The organism is Novosphingobium sp. CECT 9465 (assembly GCF_920987055.1).
Classification (GTDB): Bacteria; Pseudomonadota; Alphaproteobacteria; order Sphingomonadales; family Sphingomonadaceae; genus Novosphingobium.
On the sequence record NZ_CAKLBX010000001.1, the window covers coordinates 2,636,670 to 2,656,423 of the forward strand.

Annotated in this window: 21 protein-coding genes and 1 tRNA gene; 7 read left to right on the top strand and 15 right to left on the bottom strand. The window is 62.4% G+C overall.

The features are described 5' to 3' along the window. Window positions 1–1,386, bottom strand: coding sequence for a ribosome biogenesis GTPase Der (gene der / locus LUA85_RS12800; RefSeq protein WP_231470473.1), 1,386 nt, complete (start codon window positions 1,384–1,386; stop codon window positions 1–3). 124 nt (window positions 1,387–1,510) lie between these two features. Here der and LUA85_RS12805 point away from each other — a divergent pair, with 124 nt between their 5' ends. Next, the gene (locus LUA85_RS12805) at window positions 1,511–2,284 is read left to right on the top strand and encodes a CHAP domain-containing protein (RefSeq protein WP_231470482.1); all 774 of its coding nucleotides are present in this window, start codon (window positions 1,511–1,513) and stop codon (window positions 2,282–2,284) included. A 106-nt stretch (window positions 2,285–2,390) separates the two neighbouring features. Here the strand turns inward: LUA85_RS12805 and mmsB are convergent, their stop codons facing one another. The 6 genes from mmsB to LUA85_RS12835 form a co-directional block, all read right to left on the bottom strand. Next, window positions 2,391–3,260, bottom strand: coding sequence for a 3-hydroxyisobutyrate dehydrogenase (gene mmsB / locus LUA85_RS12810; protein ID WP_231470493.1), 870 nt, complete (start codon window positions 3,258–3,260; stop codon window positions 2,391–2,393). 121 nt (window positions 3,261–3,381) lie between these two features. Beyond that, the gene (locus tag LUA85_RS12815; protein WP_231470495.1) at window positions 3,382–4,164 is read right to left on the bottom strand and encodes an enoyl-CoA hydratase-related protein; all 783 of its coding nucleotides are present in this window, start codon (window positions 4,162–4,164) and stop codon (window positions 3,382–3,384) included. Then, the gene (locus tag LUA85_RS12820) at window positions 4,161–5,207 is read right to left on the bottom strand and encodes an enoyl-CoA hydratase/isomerase family protein (protein ID WP_231470503.1); all 1,047 of its coding nucleotides are present in this window, start codon (window positions 5,205–5,207) and stop codon (window positions 4,161–4,163) included. The genes LUA85_RS12815 and LUA85_RS12820 overlap by 4 nt, the downstream gene beginning before the upstream one ends. Continuing rightward, on the bottom strand, window positions 5,204–6,346 hold the full coding sequence (locus LUA85_RS12825; protein ID WP_231470505.1) for an acyl-CoA dehydrogenase family protein: 1,143 nt from the start codon (window positions 6,344–6,346) through the stop codon (window positions 5,204–5,206). Before LUA85_RS12825 ends, LUA85_RS12820 begins: the two co-directional genes overlap by 4 nt. Before the next feature lie 81 nt (window positions 6,347–6,427). Then, a complete protein-coding gene (locus LUA85_RS12830; protein WP_371823683.1) occupies window positions 6,428–6,730 on the bottom strand; it encodes an I78 family peptidase inhibitor in 303 nt (100 codons plus the stop codon). 7 nt (window positions 6,731–6,737) lie between these two features. Then, window positions 6,738–7,232, bottom strand: a complete 495-nt coding sequence (locus LUA85_RS12835; RefSeq protein ID WP_231470509.1) for a hypothetical protein — start codon at window positions 7,230–7,232, stop codon at window positions 6,738–6,740. Between the two features lie 152 nt (window positions 7,233–7,384). Here LUA85_RS12835 and LUA85_RS12840 point away from each other — a divergent pair, with 152 nt between their 5' ends. After that, the gene (locus tag LUA85_RS12840) at window positions 7,385–8,281 is read left to right on the top strand and encodes a LysR family transcriptional regulator (protein WP_231470510.1); all 897 of its coding nucleotides are present in this window, start codon (window positions 7,385–7,387) and stop codon (window positions 8,279–8,281) included. Window positions 8,282–8,296: 15 nt separating this feature from the next. Here the strand turns inward: LUA85_RS12840 and LUA85_RS12845 are convergent, their stop codons facing one another. After that, window positions 8,297–8,623 carry a DUF3297 family protein gene (locus LUA85_RS12845; protein ID WP_231470512.1) on the bottom strand — a complete coding sequence of 109 codons (327 nt, stop codon included), beginning with the start codon at window positions 8,621–8,623 and terminating at the stop codon, window positions 8,297–8,299. 98 nt (window positions 8,624–8,721) lie between these two features. Between LUA85_RS12845 and LUA85_RS12850 the strand changes: the two genes are divergently transcribed. Then, window positions 8,722–8,796: transfer RNA gene (locus LUA85_RS12850), tRNA-Val, on the top strand. A gap of 35 nt (window positions 8,797–8,831) precedes the next feature. Here the strand turns inward: LUA85_RS12850 and LUA85_RS12855 are convergent. Both LUA85_RS12855 and maiA read right to left on the bottom strand, forming a co-directional pair. Further along, window positions 8,832–9,917, bottom strand: a complete 1,086-nt coding sequence (locus LUA85_RS12855) for an AI-2E family transporter (protein WP_231470514.1) — start codon at window positions 9,915–9,917, stop codon at window positions 8,832–8,834. Window positions 9,918–10,028: 111 nt separating this feature from the next. Next, complete coding sequence (gene maiA / locus LUA85_RS12860; protein ID WP_231470516.1) at window positions 10,029–10,673, bottom strand: maleylacetoacetate isomerase; 645 nt, start codon at window positions 10,671–10,673, stop codon at window positions 10,029–10,031. A gap of 194 nt (window positions 10,674–10,867) precedes the next feature. On the opposite strand from maiA, the gene LUA85_RS12865 reads away from it, so the two are divergent. From LUA85_RS12865 to LUA85_RS12875, 3 genes are all read left to right on the top strand, one after another. Continuing rightward, a complete protein-coding gene (locus LUA85_RS12865) occupies window positions 10,868–11,059 on the top strand; it encodes a DUF2892 domain-containing protein (RefSeq protein ID WP_231470518.1) in 192 nt (63 codons plus the stop codon). 87 nt (window positions 11,060–11,146) lie between these two features. Continuing rightward, complete coding sequence (gene serS, locus LUA85_RS12870) at window positions 11,147–12,439, top strand: serine--tRNA ligase (protein ID WP_231470520.1); 1,293 nt, start codon at window positions 11,147–11,149, stop codon at window positions 12,437–12,439. Beyond that, a complete protein-coding gene (locus tag LUA85_RS12875) occupies window positions 12,439–13,191 on the top strand; it encodes a M23 family metallopeptidase (protein WP_231470522.1) in 753 nt (250 codons plus the stop codon). Before serS ends, LUA85_RS12875 begins: the two co-directional genes overlap by 1 nt. Here the strand turns inward: LUA85_RS12875 and LUA85_RS12880 are convergent. From LUA85_RS12880 to LUA85_RS12895, 4 genes are read right to left on the bottom strand one after another with little or no spacing between them, the layout of a single operon-like run. Next, window positions 13,188–13,991, bottom strand: a complete 804-nt coding sequence (locus LUA85_RS12880) for a class I mannose-6-phosphate isomerase (RefSeq protein WP_231470524.1) — start codon at window positions 13,989–13,991, stop codon at window positions 13,188–13,190. The two genes, LUA85_RS12875 and LUA85_RS12880, sit on opposite strands and share 4 nt — an antisense overlap. Continuing rightward, on the bottom strand, window positions 13,988–15,028 hold the full coding sequence (locus tag LUA85_RS12885; protein ID WP_231470526.1) for a mannose-1-phosphate guanylyltransferase: 1,041 nt from the start codon (window positions 15,026–15,028) through the stop codon (window positions 13,988–13,990). The genes LUA85_RS12880 and LUA85_RS12885 overlap by 4 nt, the downstream gene beginning before the upstream one ends. Before the next feature lie 44 nt (window positions 15,029–15,072). Further along, window positions 15,073–16,404, bottom strand: coding sequence for a glycoside hydrolase family 130 protein (locus LUA85_RS12890; RefSeq protein WP_231470528.1), 1,332 nt, complete (start codon window positions 16,402–16,404; stop codon window positions 15,073–15,075). Further along, on the bottom strand, window positions 16,349–18,466 hold the full coding sequence (locus LUA85_RS12895) for a glycosyltransferase family 4 protein (protein ID WP_231470530.1): 2,118 nt from the start codon (window positions 18,464–18,466) through the stop codon (window positions 16,349–16,351). Before LUA85_RS12895 ends, LUA85_RS12890 begins: the two co-directional genes overlap by 56 nt. 39 nt (window positions 18,467–18,505) lie before the next feature. Between LUA85_RS12895 and LUA85_RS21615 the strand changes: the two genes are divergently transcribed. Then, a complete protein-coding gene (locus LUA85_RS21615) occupies window positions 18,506–18,634 on the top strand; it encodes a hypothetical protein (RefSeq protein ID WP_256448249.1) in 129 nt (42 codons plus the stop codon). A gap of 285 nt (window positions 18,635–18,919) precedes the next feature. On the opposite strand, the gene LUA85_RS12900 is transcribed toward LUA85_RS21615, so the two are convergent. Continuing rightward, on the bottom strand, window positions 18,920–19,666 hold the full coding sequence (locus LUA85_RS12900; RefSeq protein ID WP_231470532.1) for a TonB family protein: 747 nt from the start codon (window positions 19,664–19,666) through the stop codon (window positions 18,920–18,922). Between the last annotated feature and the right edge of the window lie 88 nt (window positions 19,667–19,754).

Consider the following 19,754-nt stretch of genomic DNA (forward strand, 5'->3'; position numbering starts at 1 on the left):
TTACTTCGCGAACGGGTTCTTCGGGCTGCGCAGCGTCAGCCGGATCGGCACGGCATCGAAGCCGAGTTCACGGCGCATGCCGTTGATCAGGTAGCGCCGGTAGCTTTCGGGCAACTGGTCGAGCCGGGTGCCGAACAGGACAAAGCCGGGCGGGCGGGTCTTGGCCTGCGTGATGTAGCGCAGCTTGATGCGGCGGCCGCCGGGCGCGGGCGGCGGATTGGCGGCAAGCGCATCATCGAACCAGCGGTTGAGCGCAGCGGTGGGCACACGCTTCGACCATGCGGCGCGGATTTCGAACGCGGCGGTGAGCATTTCGTCCAGCCCCTTTCCGGTGCGGCCCGAAATCGCCAGCAGCGGCACACCGCGCACTTGCGCGAGGCCATCTTCCAGCGCAGCGCGAATGCCCTGAAACAGGCCCGAAGGGTCCTCGGCAATATCCCACTTGTTGATCGCGATCATCAGCGCGCGACCTTCCTCAAGCACCATGGAGGCGATCTTGAGGTCCTGATGTTCCAGCCCGCGCGTGGCATCGAGCATAAGCACGACGACTTCGGCAAAGTCGATAGCGTGGCGCGCATCGGCGACCGACATCTTTTCCAGCTTGTCGACCACGTTGGCCTTCTTGCGCATGCCAGCCGTGTCGATCAGGCGCACCGGGCGATAGCCTTCGCGCTTGGGATCGAACCACTGCCAGTCGATCGCAATCGAATCACGCGTGATGCCCGCTTCCGGCCCGGTCAGCAGGCGATCTTCGCCCAGCAACCGGTTGATCAGCGTGGACTTGCCCGCGTTCGGGCGCCCGACGATGGCGAGCTTTAGGACGGATTCAGGATCGAACTCCTCCTCGTCGTCCACCGAGGGAATGTCATCCTCGTCCGCTTCGGCCTGCTTCGCCTCGATATGCGGACGCAGCGCTTCGAACAGATCGGCAAGGCCCTGCCCATGTTCGGCAGAGAACGCGATGGGTTCGCCAAAGCCCAGGGAGAACGCATCGAAAATGCCGGGATCGCCCTGACGGCCCTCGGCCTTGTTGGCCATCAGCACGATGGGCACACGGTTTTGGCGCAGATAGCGGGCGATTTCCTCGTCCAGCGGGGTCACGCCAGCGCGCGCATCGATCACGAACAGCGCAACGTCGGCCCCGATCAGCGAAGCCTCGGTCTGCTTGCGCATCCGGCCCGGCAGCGTGGAGAGGTCTTCATCCTCCCAGCCCGCCGTATCGACGATGGTGAAATCGAGGCCGAGCAGCGTGGCATCGCCAAAGCGGCGGTCACGCGTGACGCCCGGCTGATCGTCGACCAGCGCGAGCTTCTTGCCGACGAGCCGGTTGAAAATGGTGGACTTGCCCACATTGGGGCGTCCGATAATGATAACCTGTGGGCGCATGGCTCTCCCGTGGCTGTTCCGGCGCGTGAACGCAAGGGCCGCTTTAAGTCCGGGAGTTTGATTAGTCCGCCATTAACCATTGGTATAAGGCTGGCCCTAACCCAAGCGGCAGATAATTGCCGGAATGAGGGTCAAGATCATTTCAGCCGCCTTTGCATGTGGCCTCAGCCTGTCTGGCAGCGGAGCACTTGCCGCAGAAATCCGCGATTCCGGGCGTTACCGCGCGGTTTTGGACGCGGGCGGCGAATCCTTGCCGTATCTGCAATGTGTGCCTTACGCGCGCCAGATCAGCGGCATCCGCATTTATGGTGATGCGTTAACCTGGTGGGACCAGGCCGAAGGTCAATATGCCCGCGGAAAGCGGCCCAAAGTGGGCGCGGTGATGAGCTTCCGCCCGCACGGCCGCATGGAACTGGGCCACGTTGCCGCCGTCAGCCGCGTGGTCGATTCGCGCACCGTGCTGCTGCGTCACGCCAACTGGTCCGCCATCGACGGGCGGCGCGGCCAGATCGAGAACGATGTGCGCGCAGTAGATGTATCTCCCGGCAACGACTGGAGCCAGGTTCGCGTGTGGTATGCGCCCATCGGCAATCTGGGCACGACGGCATGGCCGGTGAACGGGTTCATCTATCCCGACAAGCCCGGCCGGTCCGAACGGCTTGGCGTACTTGCCTCCTCCGGCGCGGAACCAAAGACCAAGGCTGCGGAAACACAATCATCGCGGATCGGTGCGGATTTCCTTCGGGGCATCCGGCCGGAAGTGGACGTGAAGCGCGCACCGGTACGCAGGCAACTGTCGTACAGCGCACCGAAGCCCGTCCAGCCCCGGCCCGCGCGGCTGAACCCATCGCTGACCGATGATCCGATCGGTCGGATCATCGCCAGCCGCACACGCTGACTCATCCACAAATCCCCGCGCAGGCGGACAGGTCCGGCATTTGCATCCGACGTCCGAAATGACGGCCTGAGGCCCCCGCCTGCGCGGGGGCGCGGGATTGGCCGGATTACAGCGTCTTGATGATGGCCGAGAAATCGATGCCGGCATTGCCCGCTTCGGCGAAGGCTGCATAAAGTTCTGCGGCACGTTCACCCATCGGCACTTGCGCGCCGACATCCTTGGCCGCAGCCATGGCCAGCTTCATGTCCTTGAGCATCAGCCCGGTTGCAAACCCGCCCTGATAGCCGTTGTCTGCCGGGCTTTGCGGACCAACGCCGGGAACCGGGCAATAGGACGTCATCGACCAGCACTGGCCGGAGGCCTTGGACGAGATGTCATAAAAGGTCTGCAAGTCCAGCCCCAGCTTTTCGGCCATGGCGAAAGTCTCGCAAGTGGCGACCATCGATGCGCCGAGCAGCATGTTGTTGCAGATTTTCGCAGCCTGCCCCGCGCCACTCGCTCCGGCGTGAATCACCGCCTTGCCCATCGCGGCAAGAATTGGTTCTGCACGTGCGAATGCTTCATCGCCGCCGCCGACCATGAACGTCAGCGTACCGCCGTTGGCCGCCGCGATCCCGCCCGAAACCGGCGCATCGACCATGGCATAGCCCGCGGCTTCGGCTGCGGAGGCAACATCGCGCGCGGTAGCGACGTCGATCGTCGAGCAATCTAGCAATACGGCCGAAGCAGGCGCCTGACCGATCACGTCCGCCGCATAGACAGACTTGACGATGGCCCCGTTGGGCAACATCGAAACGACCGCGTCTGCGCCCTGCACTGCATCCTTTACCGAAGTGTAAGTGGTGCAGCCGTTTTCCTTCGCCCGTTCGAGCGCCGCTTCGGCAAGGTCGAATGCGTGGACATCGTGACCTGCCTTGGCAAGGTTTGCAGCCATGCCGCCGCCCATGTTGCCCAGGCCGATAAATGCGATCTTCATGAGAATCTCCCTCCCGCTTGCGGGATGGGCCGGGGAAGGCCCTCATCCCGCCTGGGTAAATGCCTTGGCGAGGGCAACACGCCCTCCCCTGCCCCCTCCCGCCAGACGGGAGGGGAACGTGTTACTTGCCCGTCCAGACGCCGGGGCGCTTTTCGATGAAGGCCTTCATGCCTTCTGCCTTGTCTTCGGTCGCGGTCAGGATCTGGAAGGCGCGGCGTTCGAACAGCAGGCCCTGATCGAGCGTGGTCTCGAAGGCGGCATTGACCATTTCCTTGTTCACCTTCGCTGCCATCGGCGGCATCGCGGCAATGGCTTCGGCCGTCTTCAGTGCCTCGGCCACCAGATCCGCCAGCGGCACCACGCGGCTTACAAGACCTGAACGCTCAGCCTCGGCGGCGTCCATCATGCGCCCGGTCAGGCACATGTCCATGGCCTTGGCCTTGCCCACCGCGCGGGTCAGACGCTGCGATCCGCCCATGCCGGGGGCGACGCCCAGCTTGATTTCCGGCTGACCGAATTTTGCATTTTCCGAAGCGATGATGAAATCCGCCATCATCGCCAATTCGCACCCGCCGCCAAGGGCAAAGCCATTGACCGCCGCGATCCACGGCTTGCGCGTGGCCTTCACAAGGTGGCTGGTCCACTTGGAGAAGAAGTCTTCGTTGAAGAAATCCGACGCGGGCTTGTCCGCCATTTCCTTGATGTCGGCACCTGCGGCAAAGGCTTTCTCGCCAGCCCCCGTCAGCACGGCGCAGCGCTGCGATGCGTCGGCCTCGAATGCGGCGAAGGCATCGATCAGGTCGGCCAGCACTTGCGAATTGAGGGCATTCAAGGACTGCGGGCGGTTAAGCGTGACGAGGGTGACAGCCCCCTTCTGCTCCACGAGAAGCGTTTCGTAGCTCATAGCGGTTTCCATTCGTCAGTTGCGCCCAGCGGCGCGAAGATGGCATCGAGAAGTTCGTCGGTCACGCCTTCGGGCGTTGCAGGCGACCATTTGGGCGCGTTGTCCTTGTCAACGATCACCGCGCGGACGCCTTCGGCGAAATCGGGAAGCGTCAGTACGCGGGCGCTGATCCGGTATTCCATTGCCATGTTGGCGGCGAAATCGGGCAAGGCAAGGCTGGTGGCAAGCTGGCGCAGCGCGACCTTGCAGGTCTGCGGGCTTTTGGTGTGGAGCGTGGCGAGCGTAGCCTTGGCGAAATCCGACCCGTCCGCTTCAAGCGCGGCGAGGATGTCTTCATAACGGTTCGAGGCGAACAGGCGCTCGATATCCTCTGCGTGGGCAGCAATCTTCGCTTCGGGCGGAACTGCGGAAAGCTCGCGCAGGATTGCCGCAACAGCGTCGGGATCGGCGGCAATGCGCGCTTTTGCCTGGGGCAGATTTTCTGCCGGAAGATAGTGCGTTGCAAGCCCGGCCCAGACGCATTCGGCGCCGTCCAGCCGCGCACCCGTCAGCGCCAGGTACTGCCCCATCCGTCCCTTCAGGCGCGAAAGGAACCAGCCGCCACCGACATCGGGAAACAGGCCGATGCCGGTTTCAGGCATGGCAAAGCGTGTTGCCTCGGTAGCCACGCGGAACGTGGAGGGGCCTGACAGGCCGACGCCGCCGCCCATGGTGATACCGTCCATGAAAGCGACAACCGGCTTGCCGTAAGTCATCAGCAGATGATTGAGCTGGTATTCGTCATGGAAGAACTTGCGGCCGCTCTCGCCGCCGTCGTTCAGTGCCGAATTGCGCAAATAGGCAATATCGCCGCCCGCGCAAAATCCCCGGCCTTCGGCGTGGTCGATCATTATCGCGCCGATTGCCGGATCGCTGCGCCATTCCTGCAATGCTGCGACCATCGTATGGACCATGCCAATCGTCAGCGCGTGAATGGCCTTGGGGCGATTGAGCGAAAGAATGCCCGCCGCACCGTCCCGCTTTACCAGAAGTTCGTCACTCACTTCAGCAGGTCCCTTCCCACGATCATCCGCATGACTTCGTTGGTTCCTTCAAGGATGCGATGAACGCGAAGATCGCGCCAGAAGCGTTCAATCGGGTAATCGCGCAGATAGCCGTAGCCCCCGAACATCTGCAACGCGCGATCGACGATCGACGAGCCATTGTCGGTCGCCAGTTTCTTTGCCATCGCCGAAAAGCGCGTCTTGTCAGGCGCGCCTGACGTCACCTTTGCTGCGGCAAGATAGAGCAGCGCACGCGACGCTTCGAGATCGGTCGCCATATCTGCCAGCTGGAACTGGGTATTCTGGAATTCGGCGATGGACTTGCCGAACTGGCGGCGATCCTTGACGTATTGCACCGCTTCATCAAGGCACCGTTGCGCACCGCCCAGCGAACAGGCGCCAATGTTCAGGCGGCCGCCATCAAGCCCCGCCATCGCAATCTTGAATCCGTCGCCCTCTTCACCAACGCGATTGGCCACCGGCACACGCGCATTGTCGAAGATCACCTGCGCGGTGGGGGAGGCGTTCCAGCCGAGCTTCTTTTCAGGCGCACCAAAGCTAACTCCGGGCGTGTCCCTGTCCACCACGAGACAGGATATGCCCTTGGCTCCATCATCGCCGGTGCGGACCATCACGACATAGACATCGTTCACGCCGCCACCGGAGATGAACTGCTTCGTGCCGTTCAGCACATAATCATCGCCATCGCGACGCGCCGACGTTCGAAGCGCGGCAGCATCGGAGCCTGATCCGGGTTCGGTCAGACAATAGCTTCCCATCAGGTCCATCGTGACGAGACCGGGCAAATAGCGCGCCTTGACCTCCGCCCCGCCAAACGCGTCGATCATCCAAGCAGCCATGTTATGGATCGAGATGAAGGCGCTCGTCGTAGGGCAGCCATAGGCCATGGCTTCCATGATCAGCGCCGATTCCAGGCGCCCCAGTCCGATTCCGCCAGATTCCTCGCTGACGTAGATCGCCGCAAAGCCGAGTTCGGCCGCCGCCTTCACCGTCTCGCGGGGAAAGGCATGTTCCTCATCCCACTGCGCAGCAAATGGCGTGATCGCATCGGCGGTAAATCGGCGCGCCATATCCTGGATGGCAATCTGGTCTTCAGTCAACGCGAACTGGTCGTTCATGCTCTCATCCCGTCGCACGAATCAATCGTGCAGTTAAATTTGCAGGCGGCATTTTCCACGCCACCTGCCCCCTGTACAATGTCATCCGCAGGAAATGCGAACGATTGTGTAATCGTCATCATAGCCGACGGTCAGCCGGTCGGCGCGAAAATCCATGGTGACCGCGCTGCGCGGCGGCACCCAGCGAAGTTTGCGGGCGCCGGTACGGCGCAAAAGCTCCACCCCCAGATCGGCCGTCGCCTTTTGCCCGACGCGGTCTTGCGCCGGTTCTGCCGCGCACGTGCCCTGAGGCGCGGCGGGCAAGCTTTCAGGCGGGGAACCCCGGTCTGCACAACCGGCCAATGTCATGACGGCGGCAAAGGCGATCAACAATCTGCTCACCATTCCTCCCTCACTTGCAACGGCTGTACCGGCGCGGGCCTTGCGGGGCATCGTCGCCATATTCGGTAAGGATCAGCACCTTTCCGCCCTCGGCCAGTTCGAACCGGGCATCGCGTTGCCATGCCATGCCCTCACCTTCGTAATCGAACGTCGCGCGCAAGGCATCGTCAGTGCTTTCACGAACAGTACCCAGTTCCGCGATGGATTCGTAGAATTTCACCTCATCGTCGCGCACCGTCATCATGCCCTTGTTGTCACCCCGCGAAGGATCGCAATCGGCAGCATTCATGCCCCATGTGCCGCGCATCGCGGCAGGAAACACGTTCATGCCGGCACGCGATGCAGCTTCGCTTGCGCCGGGGGCTACGGGAGGAGCGAAAGCTTCGGATTCACTCACCATTGGTGCAAGCGACGGCGTCGCCGCGCCGGTCGGCTCCGGCGAAGGGTCCGAACAGGCAGCAAGCGCAAAAGGCGCGGCAAAAACGAACAGGTTGAAACGCGTCATCGGGAAACTCCGGTGCGATTGGTAGATTTCCTGCCAACGCACGCCACGTCATTCCTTTCCTGTCAGCGCCTGATGCAGGCTCATGCGCCCATGGCGGATTGCAGGCAACATGCGAATGTGCGACTTACACCTGCAATAATGCAGGACCTTGGATGAAAATCGGTGACTGGAATGACTTTCAGGCTTTCCTCGCCGTAGCGCGGGCCGGCCAACTGGCGCGCGCATCTTCGGCCATGGGCGTGGATGCCACCACTGTTGGCCGTCGCCTGCGCCGCCTGGAGGCCAGAATCGGCGCCACACTGTTCGAACAGACCCGCGAGGGGCAAATCCTGACCGAGGCGGGCGAGACCATGCTCGCCGAAGTCGAAGCAATGGAGCAGGCTGCCAGCCGCATCGATGAACAGGCTGCCGGCATCGCGGGGCCAACGGGCCTGTTGCGCGTCAGCCTCTCGGAAGGTCTGGCCAGCTGGATCGTTGCGCCGGTGCTGGGAAGCTTTATCGAAACCAACCCGCGTCTCGTGGTCGATCTGGTCGCTTCGTCAGGCTTTCTCAGTCCTTCGAAGCGCGAGGCCGATCTGGCAGTCACGCTGTCACGCCCCCGCGCAGGACCTGTGATCGCGGGGAAACTGTCGGACTACAGTCTGCGTCTTTACGCCACGCCCGGCTATCTTTCGCAGAACGGCCTGCCGGACAAGCCGGGCGAACTCGCCACCGGGCACCGGCTGGTCGGCTATATCCCCGACCTGCTCTACGCGCCCGAACTGCGCTATCTGGCAGAGATCTGGCCGGACCTTTCGGCAACCGTGCGCTCTTCGTCGATCAATGCCCAGCATCGCCTGATCGCTGCGGGTGCAGGCATCGGCGTGCTGCCCTGCTTCGTCGGCGATTCCGACCCTGCGCTGGTGCCCGTCCTGCCCGACCGCCGCATCACCCGCTCGTTCTGGCTGGTGACTCACAAGGACACGCACAATCTTTCGCGGGTGCGCGCGTTCAAGGACTGGCTGACACAGCTTGTGGCGAACGAGCGCGAGCGGCTGTTACCGGCCTGACCCGCGCTTTCCAGTTCAGGCCTTTGCGACCGGCGCGTCCTCGCCAAGGTCTTCGTACCACGCCTCGACCGGACCATTCAGCTTGATCGTCAACGGGTTGCCCTTGCGATCCATTGCCTTGCCCGCCTGTACGCGCACCCAGCCTTCGGAAATCGAATATTCCTCGACATTGTGGCGGACCACGTCCTTGAAGCGGATACCGATCCCGCGACGCAGCTTTTCCTCATCAAAGAACGGGCTGCGCGGATTGATCGCAAGACGGTCTGGCGGCACGTCCGGTCCGGCAGCGGCAGGCGCCGGGGTTGCAGGGACGGTTTCGGGCTGTGGGGTTTCATCATTCATGGAGCGCGCAATTATCTTGATCGTCCCACTTGTCAATCGAAGCGCGTCGTCGTAATGGCCCGCCCCTGTCCAGCAGCCGGCCAGTTTGCCGCCAGGACGGGCGCGTAGCTCAGTGGTAGAGCACACCCTTCACACGGGTGGGGTCGCAGGTTCAATCCCTGCCGCGCCCACCAGCGCTTGATCGCTTGGAAGCCTATCGGCCATCCGCTCAATCCAACTTTGGCGCAGCGCTTGCGGTCCGCGCGGCGAGGCGCTGTTCGGTCAGGATTTGCCATGCCGTGATGAACAGCGCGCCCACGACCGGGCCGATGACGATGCCGCTCAGCCCCAGCAGTTCGATCCCGCCGAGGGTGGTTACCAGCACCAGCCAGTCCGGTATGCCGGTATCGCGACCGACAAGCATGGGCCGCAGGATATTGTCCGCCATGCCGATGACGACCACGCCGGATGCGGTTACCACCACGCCCTGCCACAAGGCCCCGGTGGCGAAGAGATAAATCGCTACCGGACCCCATATGATCGCAGGGCCGATCGCGGGAAGCAGCGCAGCGATGGCCATCAGCGCGCCCCACAGCAAGGCTGCCGGAAGGCCCACGATGGCAAATGTTATTGCCCCAAGCATGCCCTGAACCAACGCCACGACAACCGATCCCTTCAGCGTTGCGCGCACTGCGGCGACAAAGCGGTCGGCGATTCGCTGGGCTACCGAATGTTCCAACGGCAGCGCCCGGATGATCGTGGGGCCGAGCGCATGACCATCGCGCAGAAGGAAAAACGTGACGTAAAGCCCGACGCCAAACGCCAGCACGAAGGCGGCCGCGTTCGCCCCGATGGCCAGTGCGCGCTGCGTGAGCATCGTGGCGCTGCTGCTGATGGCATCGGCCAGTCGGCTCTGGACGAGTTCGAACGTCCCCAGCCCGGCATTGCCGAGCATGGCCTGAACACGGCCGGGCAAGGCATTGTGCACCTGCTGGAAGTACATTGCGAAATTGATCTCGCCCGAACGCATCTGGCCAAACACACCAGCGGCCTGTTGCACCACCATGGTGCCGATCAGCATCGCCGGAATGATCACTGCAAAGGTTATTATCAGCAGCGTCATCGCTGCTGCCAGGCTGCGCCGTCCCGGCCAGCGTTCGAGCAGGCGTTCGTTCAGCGCACTGAACATGAGCGCCGCCAGCGCCGCCCATAGCAGCGCGCTGGCAAAGCCTGATACGACGAACAGCAAGCTTGCGGTAACAACCGCCAGCAGGACGATCAGGCCGCCGCGTTCGATCCTGCTTGTATCGATCATTGTTTCCTCAACGCTGCTGACGGGCAAGGGATGGACGCTGTTGCAGCGCCTTGCAAGCGTGTGACGGTCATCGCTAATAGGGGCTGGAGACTAGGACATGCTGTAGTGCCTTTATTCGATCGGGGCATCGCTCTGTCTTGCCGGAACCGCATCGATGAACGCTGGCAATTTCATGCATTCAGCCTCGATGGACGGGATACGACCAAAATCGAACCTTGCGCCAAACCGGCGCGCATTGCCCAGTTGCGGGACCAGCATGATATCGGCCAGCGTCACTTGCGATCCGAAGCAGTAAGGGCCTTCGGCGCCCGCGACGAGTTCTGCAAATGCGGCAAGACCGCTCTCAATCACTTCGATCGCCCATGCGTTGATCGCGTCCTGATCCAGTCCTCGCTTGCGAAGCATCCTGAGGACCTTGAGGTTCTGGACCGGATGGACATCGCAGGCGATGATCTGCGCCACAGCCCTCACCCTTGCGCGTGAAAGCGCGTCCTGCGGCAGCAGCGCGGGTTCGGGATGAACCTCGTCCAGATATTCGCAGATTGCAAGGCTCTGGGTCAGGACATGATCGCCGACGACCAGTGCAGGCACCAGACCTTGCGGGTTGATGGCAAGATATTCCGCCGAATGCTGCCCGCCCCGCAGCAGATCATGCGCCACACCCTGCCACTTCAGCCCTTTCAGCCCCAGCGCGATGCGCAAGCGCCACGAAGCGGTGGAGCGCCAATAGCCGTGAAGGACCATGGCTTCAGACATCGAACATCACGGACACGGCAAAGCTCCCGGCAAGGACGGCGCTTCGGTTGTGAAGCGCTGTTGGCAATATCGGGAAGGTAGGGTTTTGCCGCGCAATTGAAAGCCGCGCCGGAAGCCCCCTGCGATTTGACACGGGACAATGACTGTAAATCGCACTCTGCAACAGTCACGGTCATAACAGGAAAGGTCCCATCATGTTCAAATCCAATGTCGGCGGTATCGACCGCGTGTTGCGCATTGTCGTTGGTCTGGCGCTGATTGCCCTTGTGTTTGTCGGGCCGCAAACCCCGTGGGGCTGGCTTGGGCTGGTGCCGCTGTTGACCGGCTTCATGCGTACCTGCCCGCTCTATTCGCTGATCGGTCTCAGCACTTGTCCGCGCAGATAGGGGAGGCCCCCGCAGGTAACGCAGACAAGTGACGATGGGCTGATGCCCTGACTTGCCACTCGCGGATCAAGGCGGCATAGCCCGCGCATGCATGACATACGCCTGATCCGCGAAAACGCCGAAGCCTTCGATGCCGCCCTCGCCCGTCGCGGGGTCGATCCGGTTGCCCGATCCATCCTTGCGATCGATGCGCAGCGCCGCGACATCGCCACCCGGATGCAGGAGGCGCAGGCCCGCCGTAATGAGGCGTCGAAAGCCATCGGCGCAGCCATGGGCAAAGGCGACAAGGACACGGCCGAAGCGCTGAAGGCCGAAGTCGCCGCGCTCAAAACCGAATTGCCCGCGCTGGAAGAGGAAGAGCGCCGCCTGACCGCGGAGCAGAACGCAGCGCTTGCGGCATGGCCGAACCTGCCCGCGGCCGATGTGCCTGAAGGTGCGGACGAGGCGGACAATGTCGAAGTCAGCCGCTGGGGCACCCCGCGCGACTTTGCGTTCAGCCCGAAGGAACACGCCGACCTCGGTCCCGTTCTCGGCCTCGATTTCGAGACCGGCGCGCTGATCTCTGGCGCGCGGTTCACGTTCCTCAAGGGTGGCATGGCGCGGCTGCACCGTGCGCTGGCGCAGTTCATGCTCGACCGGCAGACCGGCGAGAACGGCTATCTGGAGTGCATCCCGCCGCTGCTGGTGAAGGATGAGGCGGTGTTCGGCACCGGCCAGTTGCCCAAGTTTTCCGAGGACCTCTTCAAGACCACCGATGGGCGCTGGATGATCCCGACCGCCGAAGTCAGCCTGACCAACGCCGTGCAGGGCCAGATCCTGAGCGACACGCAACTCCCCCTGCGCATGACCGCGCTGACGCCGTGCTTCCGGTCCGAAGCAGGTGCGGCGGGGCGCGATACGCGCGGGTTCATCCGCCAGCACCAGTTCGAGAAGGTCGAACTTGTCTCGATCGTGCGGCCGGAAGATTCCGAGGCCGAGCATGAGCGCATGACCGGGTGTGCAGAGGGGGTATTGCAAGCGCTTTGCCTGCCCTATCGCAAGGTGCTGCTGTGCACCGGCGACATGGGCTTTACCGCGCGCAAGACCTACGATCTCGAAGTCTGGCTGCCCGGCCAGGGCGCCTATCGCGAGATTTCGTCGTGCTCCAACTGCGGTGATTTCCAGGCACGGCGGATGAATGCGCGCTATCGGCCCGCCAAGGACGATGGAAGCGCAAAAGGCACCGAATTCGTGCATACGCTCAACGGTTCGGGGCTTGCCGTGGGGCGTACACTGGTGGCAGTTCTCGAAAACTACCAGCAGGAGGACGGATCGGTGGAAGTGCCCGAAGTGCTGCTTCCCTACATGGGCGGACTGGCCCGTCTGGTGCCCCCCGCCTGATGCGGCGGGTTGGCGCTGCCCTGCTGTTTGTGCTGGCCGCACCGCTGGCAGCGCAGCAAGACGCGCGCGAGGCCGATCCGCGTGGACCGATCGTTGCCTGGAGCTACACCGTCCAGCCGGGCGATACCTTTGCCGCCATCGCACGACGCTGGGGCGTGGACATGGCCGCGCTCGGCACGGCAAACGCCATTCCCAGTCCCTATATGATCCGCGTGGGCCAGGTGCTGCGGCGGCCGGATACAAGCGCCGCGCCCGTTGCAAGGCCCGCGCCGGTCGCCCCCGTCCGTCCTGCCCCCCCGCCAAGCTCCGCCCCCCTCCCACGCTCCACATCATTGCCGCGCCCGCCGCTTGCCCAGCGGGAATCCGATGCACCGCGCATGCAGTGGCCGACCGAAGGCGCGATCATCTCCCGCTTTGGCGATTCGATTGCAGGCATCCCGTCCAACGGCATAGACCTTGCCGCGCTCTACGGGACCAAGGTTCGCGCTGCGGCGGCAGGCATCGTCATCTATGCAGGCAAGGAGCCTGAGCGGTTCGGGCAACTGATCCTGATCGATCATGGCAAGGGATTCGTCACCGCTTACGCCTATCTCGGCTCGATGACGGTGAAGGAAGGCCAGAGCGTTACTGCACGTGAACGCATAGCGCTGGTGGGAAAGAGCGGCGAAGCCAGGCGCCCGACGGTCCACTTCGAACTGCGGCGCAACAACGTGCCCCGCAATCCCGAACTCTACCTTCCGCCCCGCCTCTAAAGCGGCCTGACCAGGAGGCAGTTGCCGGCCGGATCGAAGTTCACGGCATTTGCCCCTGCGGCCAGTCCGCAGTCACCCGGCTCAAGCACGATATCGCCAAGCCCGATGTTTTTCCGCAACGGAATGACCAGGCATGGCCCTTGGTATTCCGCGCGAAGAGCAGCGGACGGTATGCCTGCCACTGCATCGGCCACAAAATATTCGCCCTGTGCCAAGCGCTGCGTCGTTCCCAGGCAGCCGTTGCGGCGCAATGCCGGATCGTGTGGCTGCCCCTTTGCGACCTGTAGACCTTTGTCCAGATGCAGTTCGCGGGGGCGTCCGTAATCGTAAAGTCGATATGTGATATCGCTGTTCTGCTGCACTTCGATCAGGCTCACACCCGCGCCGATGGCGTGTACCGTGCCTGCCGGAATGTAGAAAAAATCCCCTGCCTGGACGGGGTGCCATGCCAGCATATCCTCGATGCTTCCATCGAGCGCGGCGGCCCGCATCGTCACGGAATCCAAAGATTTCCTGAAGCCGACCCCCAGTTTAGCGCCCGGCTCGGCGTCGATCACCAGCCAGCACTCTTCCTTGCCGCGATCGGCCTCACCAAGTTCCCGCGCCTGCGCATCGCTGGGATGCACCTGAACCGAAAGCTTCTCGCTGGTGAAGATGTATTTGACCAGGATATCGGGCATTTCGACCGGAGGCTCGAACCACACTTCGCCTATCCGCATGCCCTCCGGCGCCACGAATGGCGATGGCAGGACATCCTTGCCCCACGGTTTTTCGACCAGACGCTTGGTCAATGCTTTCACTGATTGGCTGCTCCGGTCAATTTTCCAACGGCCTGCGCACCTTCCGGCGAACAGACCAGAACTTCATCCCCATCGACGACGACGATCAGGTTCGAAACACCGACCACGGAAACGCGCGGGCCGTCGCTCATCACCAGAACGTTTCGGGAATCAAGCAGTTCCACCCTGCCGAACGTGGCGTTGCCTGCCTCATCGATTTCTTGCGCTTCGTGCAGGGCCTGCCAGTTGCCGATATCAGACCATGCCATCGTAGCTGGCACCATAGCGGCGTGTTCCGTCAGTTCCATGACCGCATAGTCGACCGACTGACTGGGAACCTGCGTAAAAAGATCTGCATCAGGATGAAAACGCAGGCCATCGGTCCGCCCCTTGTTAACCGATGCACGGACGGCTTCAAGGATATCTGGTCGATGCTTTGCCAGTTCATCAAGGAACGTGCCAACCTTGAACGCGAAAATTCCGCCATTCCAGGCATATTCACCGCTTGCGAGGAATTCCATGGCACGGGCCAGATCGGGCTTTTCGACGAAGCGTTCAACTTTTCGACCCGAAGAGCCGGGAATGGGATCACCCTGCTTGAGATAGCCGAATCCCGTTTCAGGAGCGGTGGGTGCGATACCGAACGATACCAGCCAACCTTTATCGGCCAATCCGGCCGCTTCACGCGCGGCGCTGCGGAATGCGTCGCAATCACCGATATGGTGATCGCTGGGGCAGACCAGCATGATCGCATCGCGCGGCAACAGCAGCGCCGCAAGGGCAATGGCTGCCGCCGTATTGCGCCCGACCGGTTCCACCAATATCCGCGTGTTGGCGCGATCGGGCAGTTGCGCCTCGACATGATCAAGGTGCGCGGTGCCCGTGACGATCACGGGATGGCCGAATCCATCTTTGGGAGCACACCGCAGAACAGTGGCGGCGAACATGGTTGTATCGCCAACAAGGGGAAGAAATGGCTTGGGCTTATGCTTTCTGGACCGCGGCCAAAGTCGGGTGCCACTTCCCCCGCAAAGAACAACTGGAATAATATCAGTCATTGGCCGCCTTGATCGAAGTTGAACCGCTTATCTTCCGGCCTAGTCTAGGAGATATTCCCCATCATGGCCAGAAGGTCCGTAACTGAAGTGGACGCAAAACCTACGGCGCTGTCAGAAATTCCATAAGGAATAAGCAGTTGCTCTCCCACAAGGAGGGCGCCGCAAGTGTAGACCACGTTCGGCACGTATCCGAACCGGTCAGCGTCAATGGCGGTCAGGATGGGCTTGGCCGATCGTGCAATGACCTTCGAAGGATCGTCACGGTCCAGCAAGGCGCAGCCCAGGGCATATTTGCGCATCGCGCCGACGCCGTGCGTGAACAACAACCAGCCATGCTCTGTCAGGATCGGGCTGCCGCAATTGCCGATCTGCACAAATTCCCACGGAAATTCAGGCTCCATAAGAAGAACGCCATCGTCATCCCAACAATCCAGCCGGTCAGACCGCAGCAGGAACAGGTTCTTGCCGTCCTGCCGCCCGACCATGCAATATTGCCCGCCGATCTTCTGCGGAAACAGGGCCATGCCCTTGTTGCGCCCGGCGCGGCCCTCGATAGGTTCCAGCACGAACTGGCGAAAATCGCGGGTCAACAGCAGTTCGGACCGGATCGACGTGCCGGAATAGGCGGTATAAGTGCCCATCCATTCGAAATCGCCACCGCCATGATCGAAGCGCACGAGACGCAGATCTTCAAGGCCGCCGCGCTGCTGTTCGGTGATCGGAAAGATCACGCTGTTCGACAGGCTGCTTTCGGAATGACGGTGGACCCCCACCGCCCCATCGTCACGCAGCGCGGAAAGGCTGTCGTCGGCCTGCATCGCGGTGGCAAAGTGGCTTTGCGGCCACAGTTCGAACGTGCCGTCAGGCATGGCTATGCCTTCGCGGAACACGATCGAGCTGATGTGCCCCTCGCCCACCGCGCGCAGGCTCATCACGAAACGCACCGCGCCGCCGGTCATCCCCGACTGGTCGGGATGCGGCACGATGCTGGGGTTCATCAATGCTGCTGCGGCGTAGGTATATTCGTGGCAGAAATAGGCGCCGATCAGACTTTTGCGCAGGGCTGAAAAGGAAGACCCATCCAGCCCTAGCATGGCTTCTATTTCGGCGTACCGCTCAAGGAACAGTTGCTCCGTTTGCCAGTGCCGCTCCTCGAAATCATGGAGAACCCGCCGATATTCGTCCGCCGCCTCATCCTCGGCCAGCGATGCGACATCGGCCACGAGCTTTTCAGCGCGCGCACTGGTTCCGCCTGGCCCTTGCCAGCCGAGATGAAATGGACGAAGCACGACCCGTGATGGATCGGCATGAAGCCGTTGTTCAAGCACCCGCAAGCTGTTGCGTACCCTTGTAGTTGATCCGTTCGGGCCGGGCATCCACCGGCGAGGTGCCGGACACCGGCTGACCGGTCCCGGTACGATTGGCTAGCCTGCACATCGCATAGTGCGCAAGCTGGAATGCAAGAATTGATTCCGCTCCGCAATTCAGGTTCACACCTTGCGGCGTCACCCCATCCCGGCACCGTCCGCTCGCCATGTCGACCATCACCTCTCCGCGATCGTTCCCGCCAAGGAACCAGCGGTAGGCAGTCTCGGCATGGCGCAGCCAGCCGATGTCACCCGTAGCCGCATAGGCAGCCGCGGCAGCGTCTATCGCTGCCCAGGCCTCCACGGGTTGCTGATCGAACGGCAGGTTTTCGTAGAACTGACCGAAGGTTTCCGATCCTACCGGACGGAAATGGCCCTGAGCCGATACCTGCTGCCGCGCGATGAAGCGCAGGCTCGCCAGCCCGCTTTCCAGCCAATCCTGACGGCCCAGCATTGCGCCGGCCTCGATCAGCGCCTGCGGAAGGCGGGGGTTGTCGTAGCCCAGCACTGCCTCAAACCACGCCCAGTCCGGCCTGCGCGAAACGGCAAGCAATCTGTCCAGCAAGGCTGCTCCGCATGCCAGCGCCGCGCGCGCCGCGCCGTGACCGGGGTTGACGCGCAACGCTTCCACGCAGCCAAGCATCATGAACGCGACCGTGCGCGGCGATTCCATATTGGCCACAGGTTCCAGCGCAATGTCGAACCATTGCGCCGCCCACGCGCGCAAACCTTCGTCAGGGGCATTCCCCATCGCATGGCCCAGCGCCCACAGGGTGCGGCCATTGCTGTCATCGGACCCCACATCTTCGCACCACGTGCGGTCGAAGTTCATGAAATTGCGGAACGCCTGGCGATCGGGATTCCAGCCGTGCTGGATAAAAGAGGCGTAAACCGTGGCCCAGCGCTGCCTTTCTGCCAGAGGAACGCCATCGGCTTCTCCCATCAGCATCAGCGCGCGCACGTTATCGTCAATGCAATAGCCATGGCGACGATCGGGCACGGTCAGGATCGAATGCTGGAACATGCCGGTGCTGTCGCTCATCGCAACAACGCCTGAAAATCCGGGCGTTGCCAGCAACGGGATCGCGCGCGGCGGCTGGGTGACGACACTTTCGACCAAAGCCCGCGACGCGGCGGCAAAGCACGGCCAGATCGTTTCCCGGCCCTTTTCCCATGCACGGCGCTGAACCGCGCGAAGCTCGGTCGGATCATCCAGCAGGCGATTGACCGCTGCCGCGATCACATCAGCCTGACGCGGCTCCACAAGCACGCCTACGCCATCGGCCAGAAGTTCGCGCGCATGGACATAGGGCGTGGAAACCACTGCCTTGCCCAGCGCCACGGCATAACTCAACGTACCGGACGTCGATTGCTGCATGTTGGGATAGGGCGTCAGGTAAATGTCGCAGGCCTCAAGCTGATCAAGCAGTTCCTCGTTATCGAGAAAGCGGTTGTCCCATTGTATGTTGCCCCCAACGCCCAGCTGGTCGGCCAGTTCCACCAGTCCCTCGCGATAGCTCTCGCCCTCGCTCGCCACCAGATTGGGATGTGTTGCGCCTACGATGCGGTAGACCACGTCGGGATGGTTCTCGACAACTGCGGGTAGCGCCTCGATGACCGTTTCCAGGCCCTTGCCGGGACCAAGCAACCCGAAGGTCATCATCACGCGCCGCCCGGAAAGGCCCAGCTTCGCCTTGTATTCTTCAACGCGTCCGAACGGCCTGTCGGGCGCGCCATGCGGGATCACGGCGATCCGTCCGGCGTCTACGCGATAAAGGTCGCGCAACAACTGCATCGAATGGGCCGACATGACCATTACGCGCGAAGCTCGGCGCAGCAGGTGCTCCAGTATCCGGCGCTGCCTGGCCGATGGCTCGGCCAGAACGGTGTGCAGCGTGACAATCAGGGGGGCCGCGACCCGATCGACGAGATCGAGCACCATCTCACCCGCCTCGCCACCGAATATCCCGTATTCGTGCTGAAGCCATACGGCATCGACGGCGTCTTCATTGATGCGGCGGGCAGCCGCGCGGTAATCCTCGCGGTTATCGGCACAGATCGTGCCGCGCACCCCTTCGTATTCAAGCGGGGAGCGAGGATCATCGATAACATGAAGATCAATCTTCACGTCCTGATGATGCACCCCAAGCTGTTCGTATATGTCTGTGGTGAAAGTGGCGATTCCGCATTTGCGCGGGCGAAACCCTCCGATCAGCGCGATCCGGTGGCGCGCAGATGAATCGGATCGGCGCAGGAACGACAGGACGGAACCAGGGGTTGCTTTGTCTCCAGATCCATTTCGAGCATTGGTGAAGGTCATGGCGGGCGATCTTCCGAATGGTGCGGGCGAGGCGCGCAGGTATGCAGCACCTTGACTGTTGATGAACAAACGCACTTCCGGCGATACGGTTGCACCGCGATGCAGCAATATTGTGGCAATTTTTGCGCCACTCGTCGCAAAGTGCCTACGCTTCACCGGCTTAGGCTTAAGTAAGCCCTAAATAGCATTTGTGCAATGCAGCATTCACGGTGCGAACCAGCGCTGCTCCCAGCCATAGGTCGATTCGACGGGGTTCCCCTCGCCATCAGTCGCAGGTCGGAAACGAAAGCGCTCGCGGGCCAGCTTGCAGGTCACGGTATCGGCTTCGGGCACACCGCTCGCCCGCCATACCTTGCAGTCCGATACTTTACCGTCTGTACCCACCGTCAGCAGGATCACCACCCGCTTGCCGATGCGCTCCTGCTGGCTCCCCCTGGGATAATCGCGGGTGGAACGGATATCTCCCGCAATCTTTTCCGCCTTTCGCACCAGCCCGCCGCCTGCCCCGTTGCCACTGGCCCCGCTGCCCGTTCCCATCCCGTCACCGCCGCCACCTGTACCTTGGCCCTGCGTCGCAGCGCCTGACAGCACATCGTCGCCGGTCGAGGCTACCGGAGGCGCCGGGACTTTCCTTGCCGGGACGCGCGCCTGCGCGACTGTCGCCTTGGCCTCCGCCTTTCGGCCTTCCTTGCCCGAAGCACCCGCCGGATCCGGTGCCCTGGGCGTCGGTTCGGGCTTTGGCGGATCAAGCGCAACATCGAAAGTCCGGGTCGTGAACGCCGTCTCTACCGGACCATCCAACGCCGGAATGCCACCGAACCCGTGGATCACGCCCCATAACACGGCAAGATGGAATGCAATGGCAAGGCCAACTGCCACGGCGCGGTCCCGTCCGCTTGTTGCGGCGCCATCGGCATAACGAAACTCCCGGCGCGAATCATCTGTCGGCATTGCGTCCACCATCCCCAGACATCGCGCGTTCAGGCGATTGGTCCCAACAAACGCGGCAGAATGACCTCTGGCTGCGACTTGTCTATAT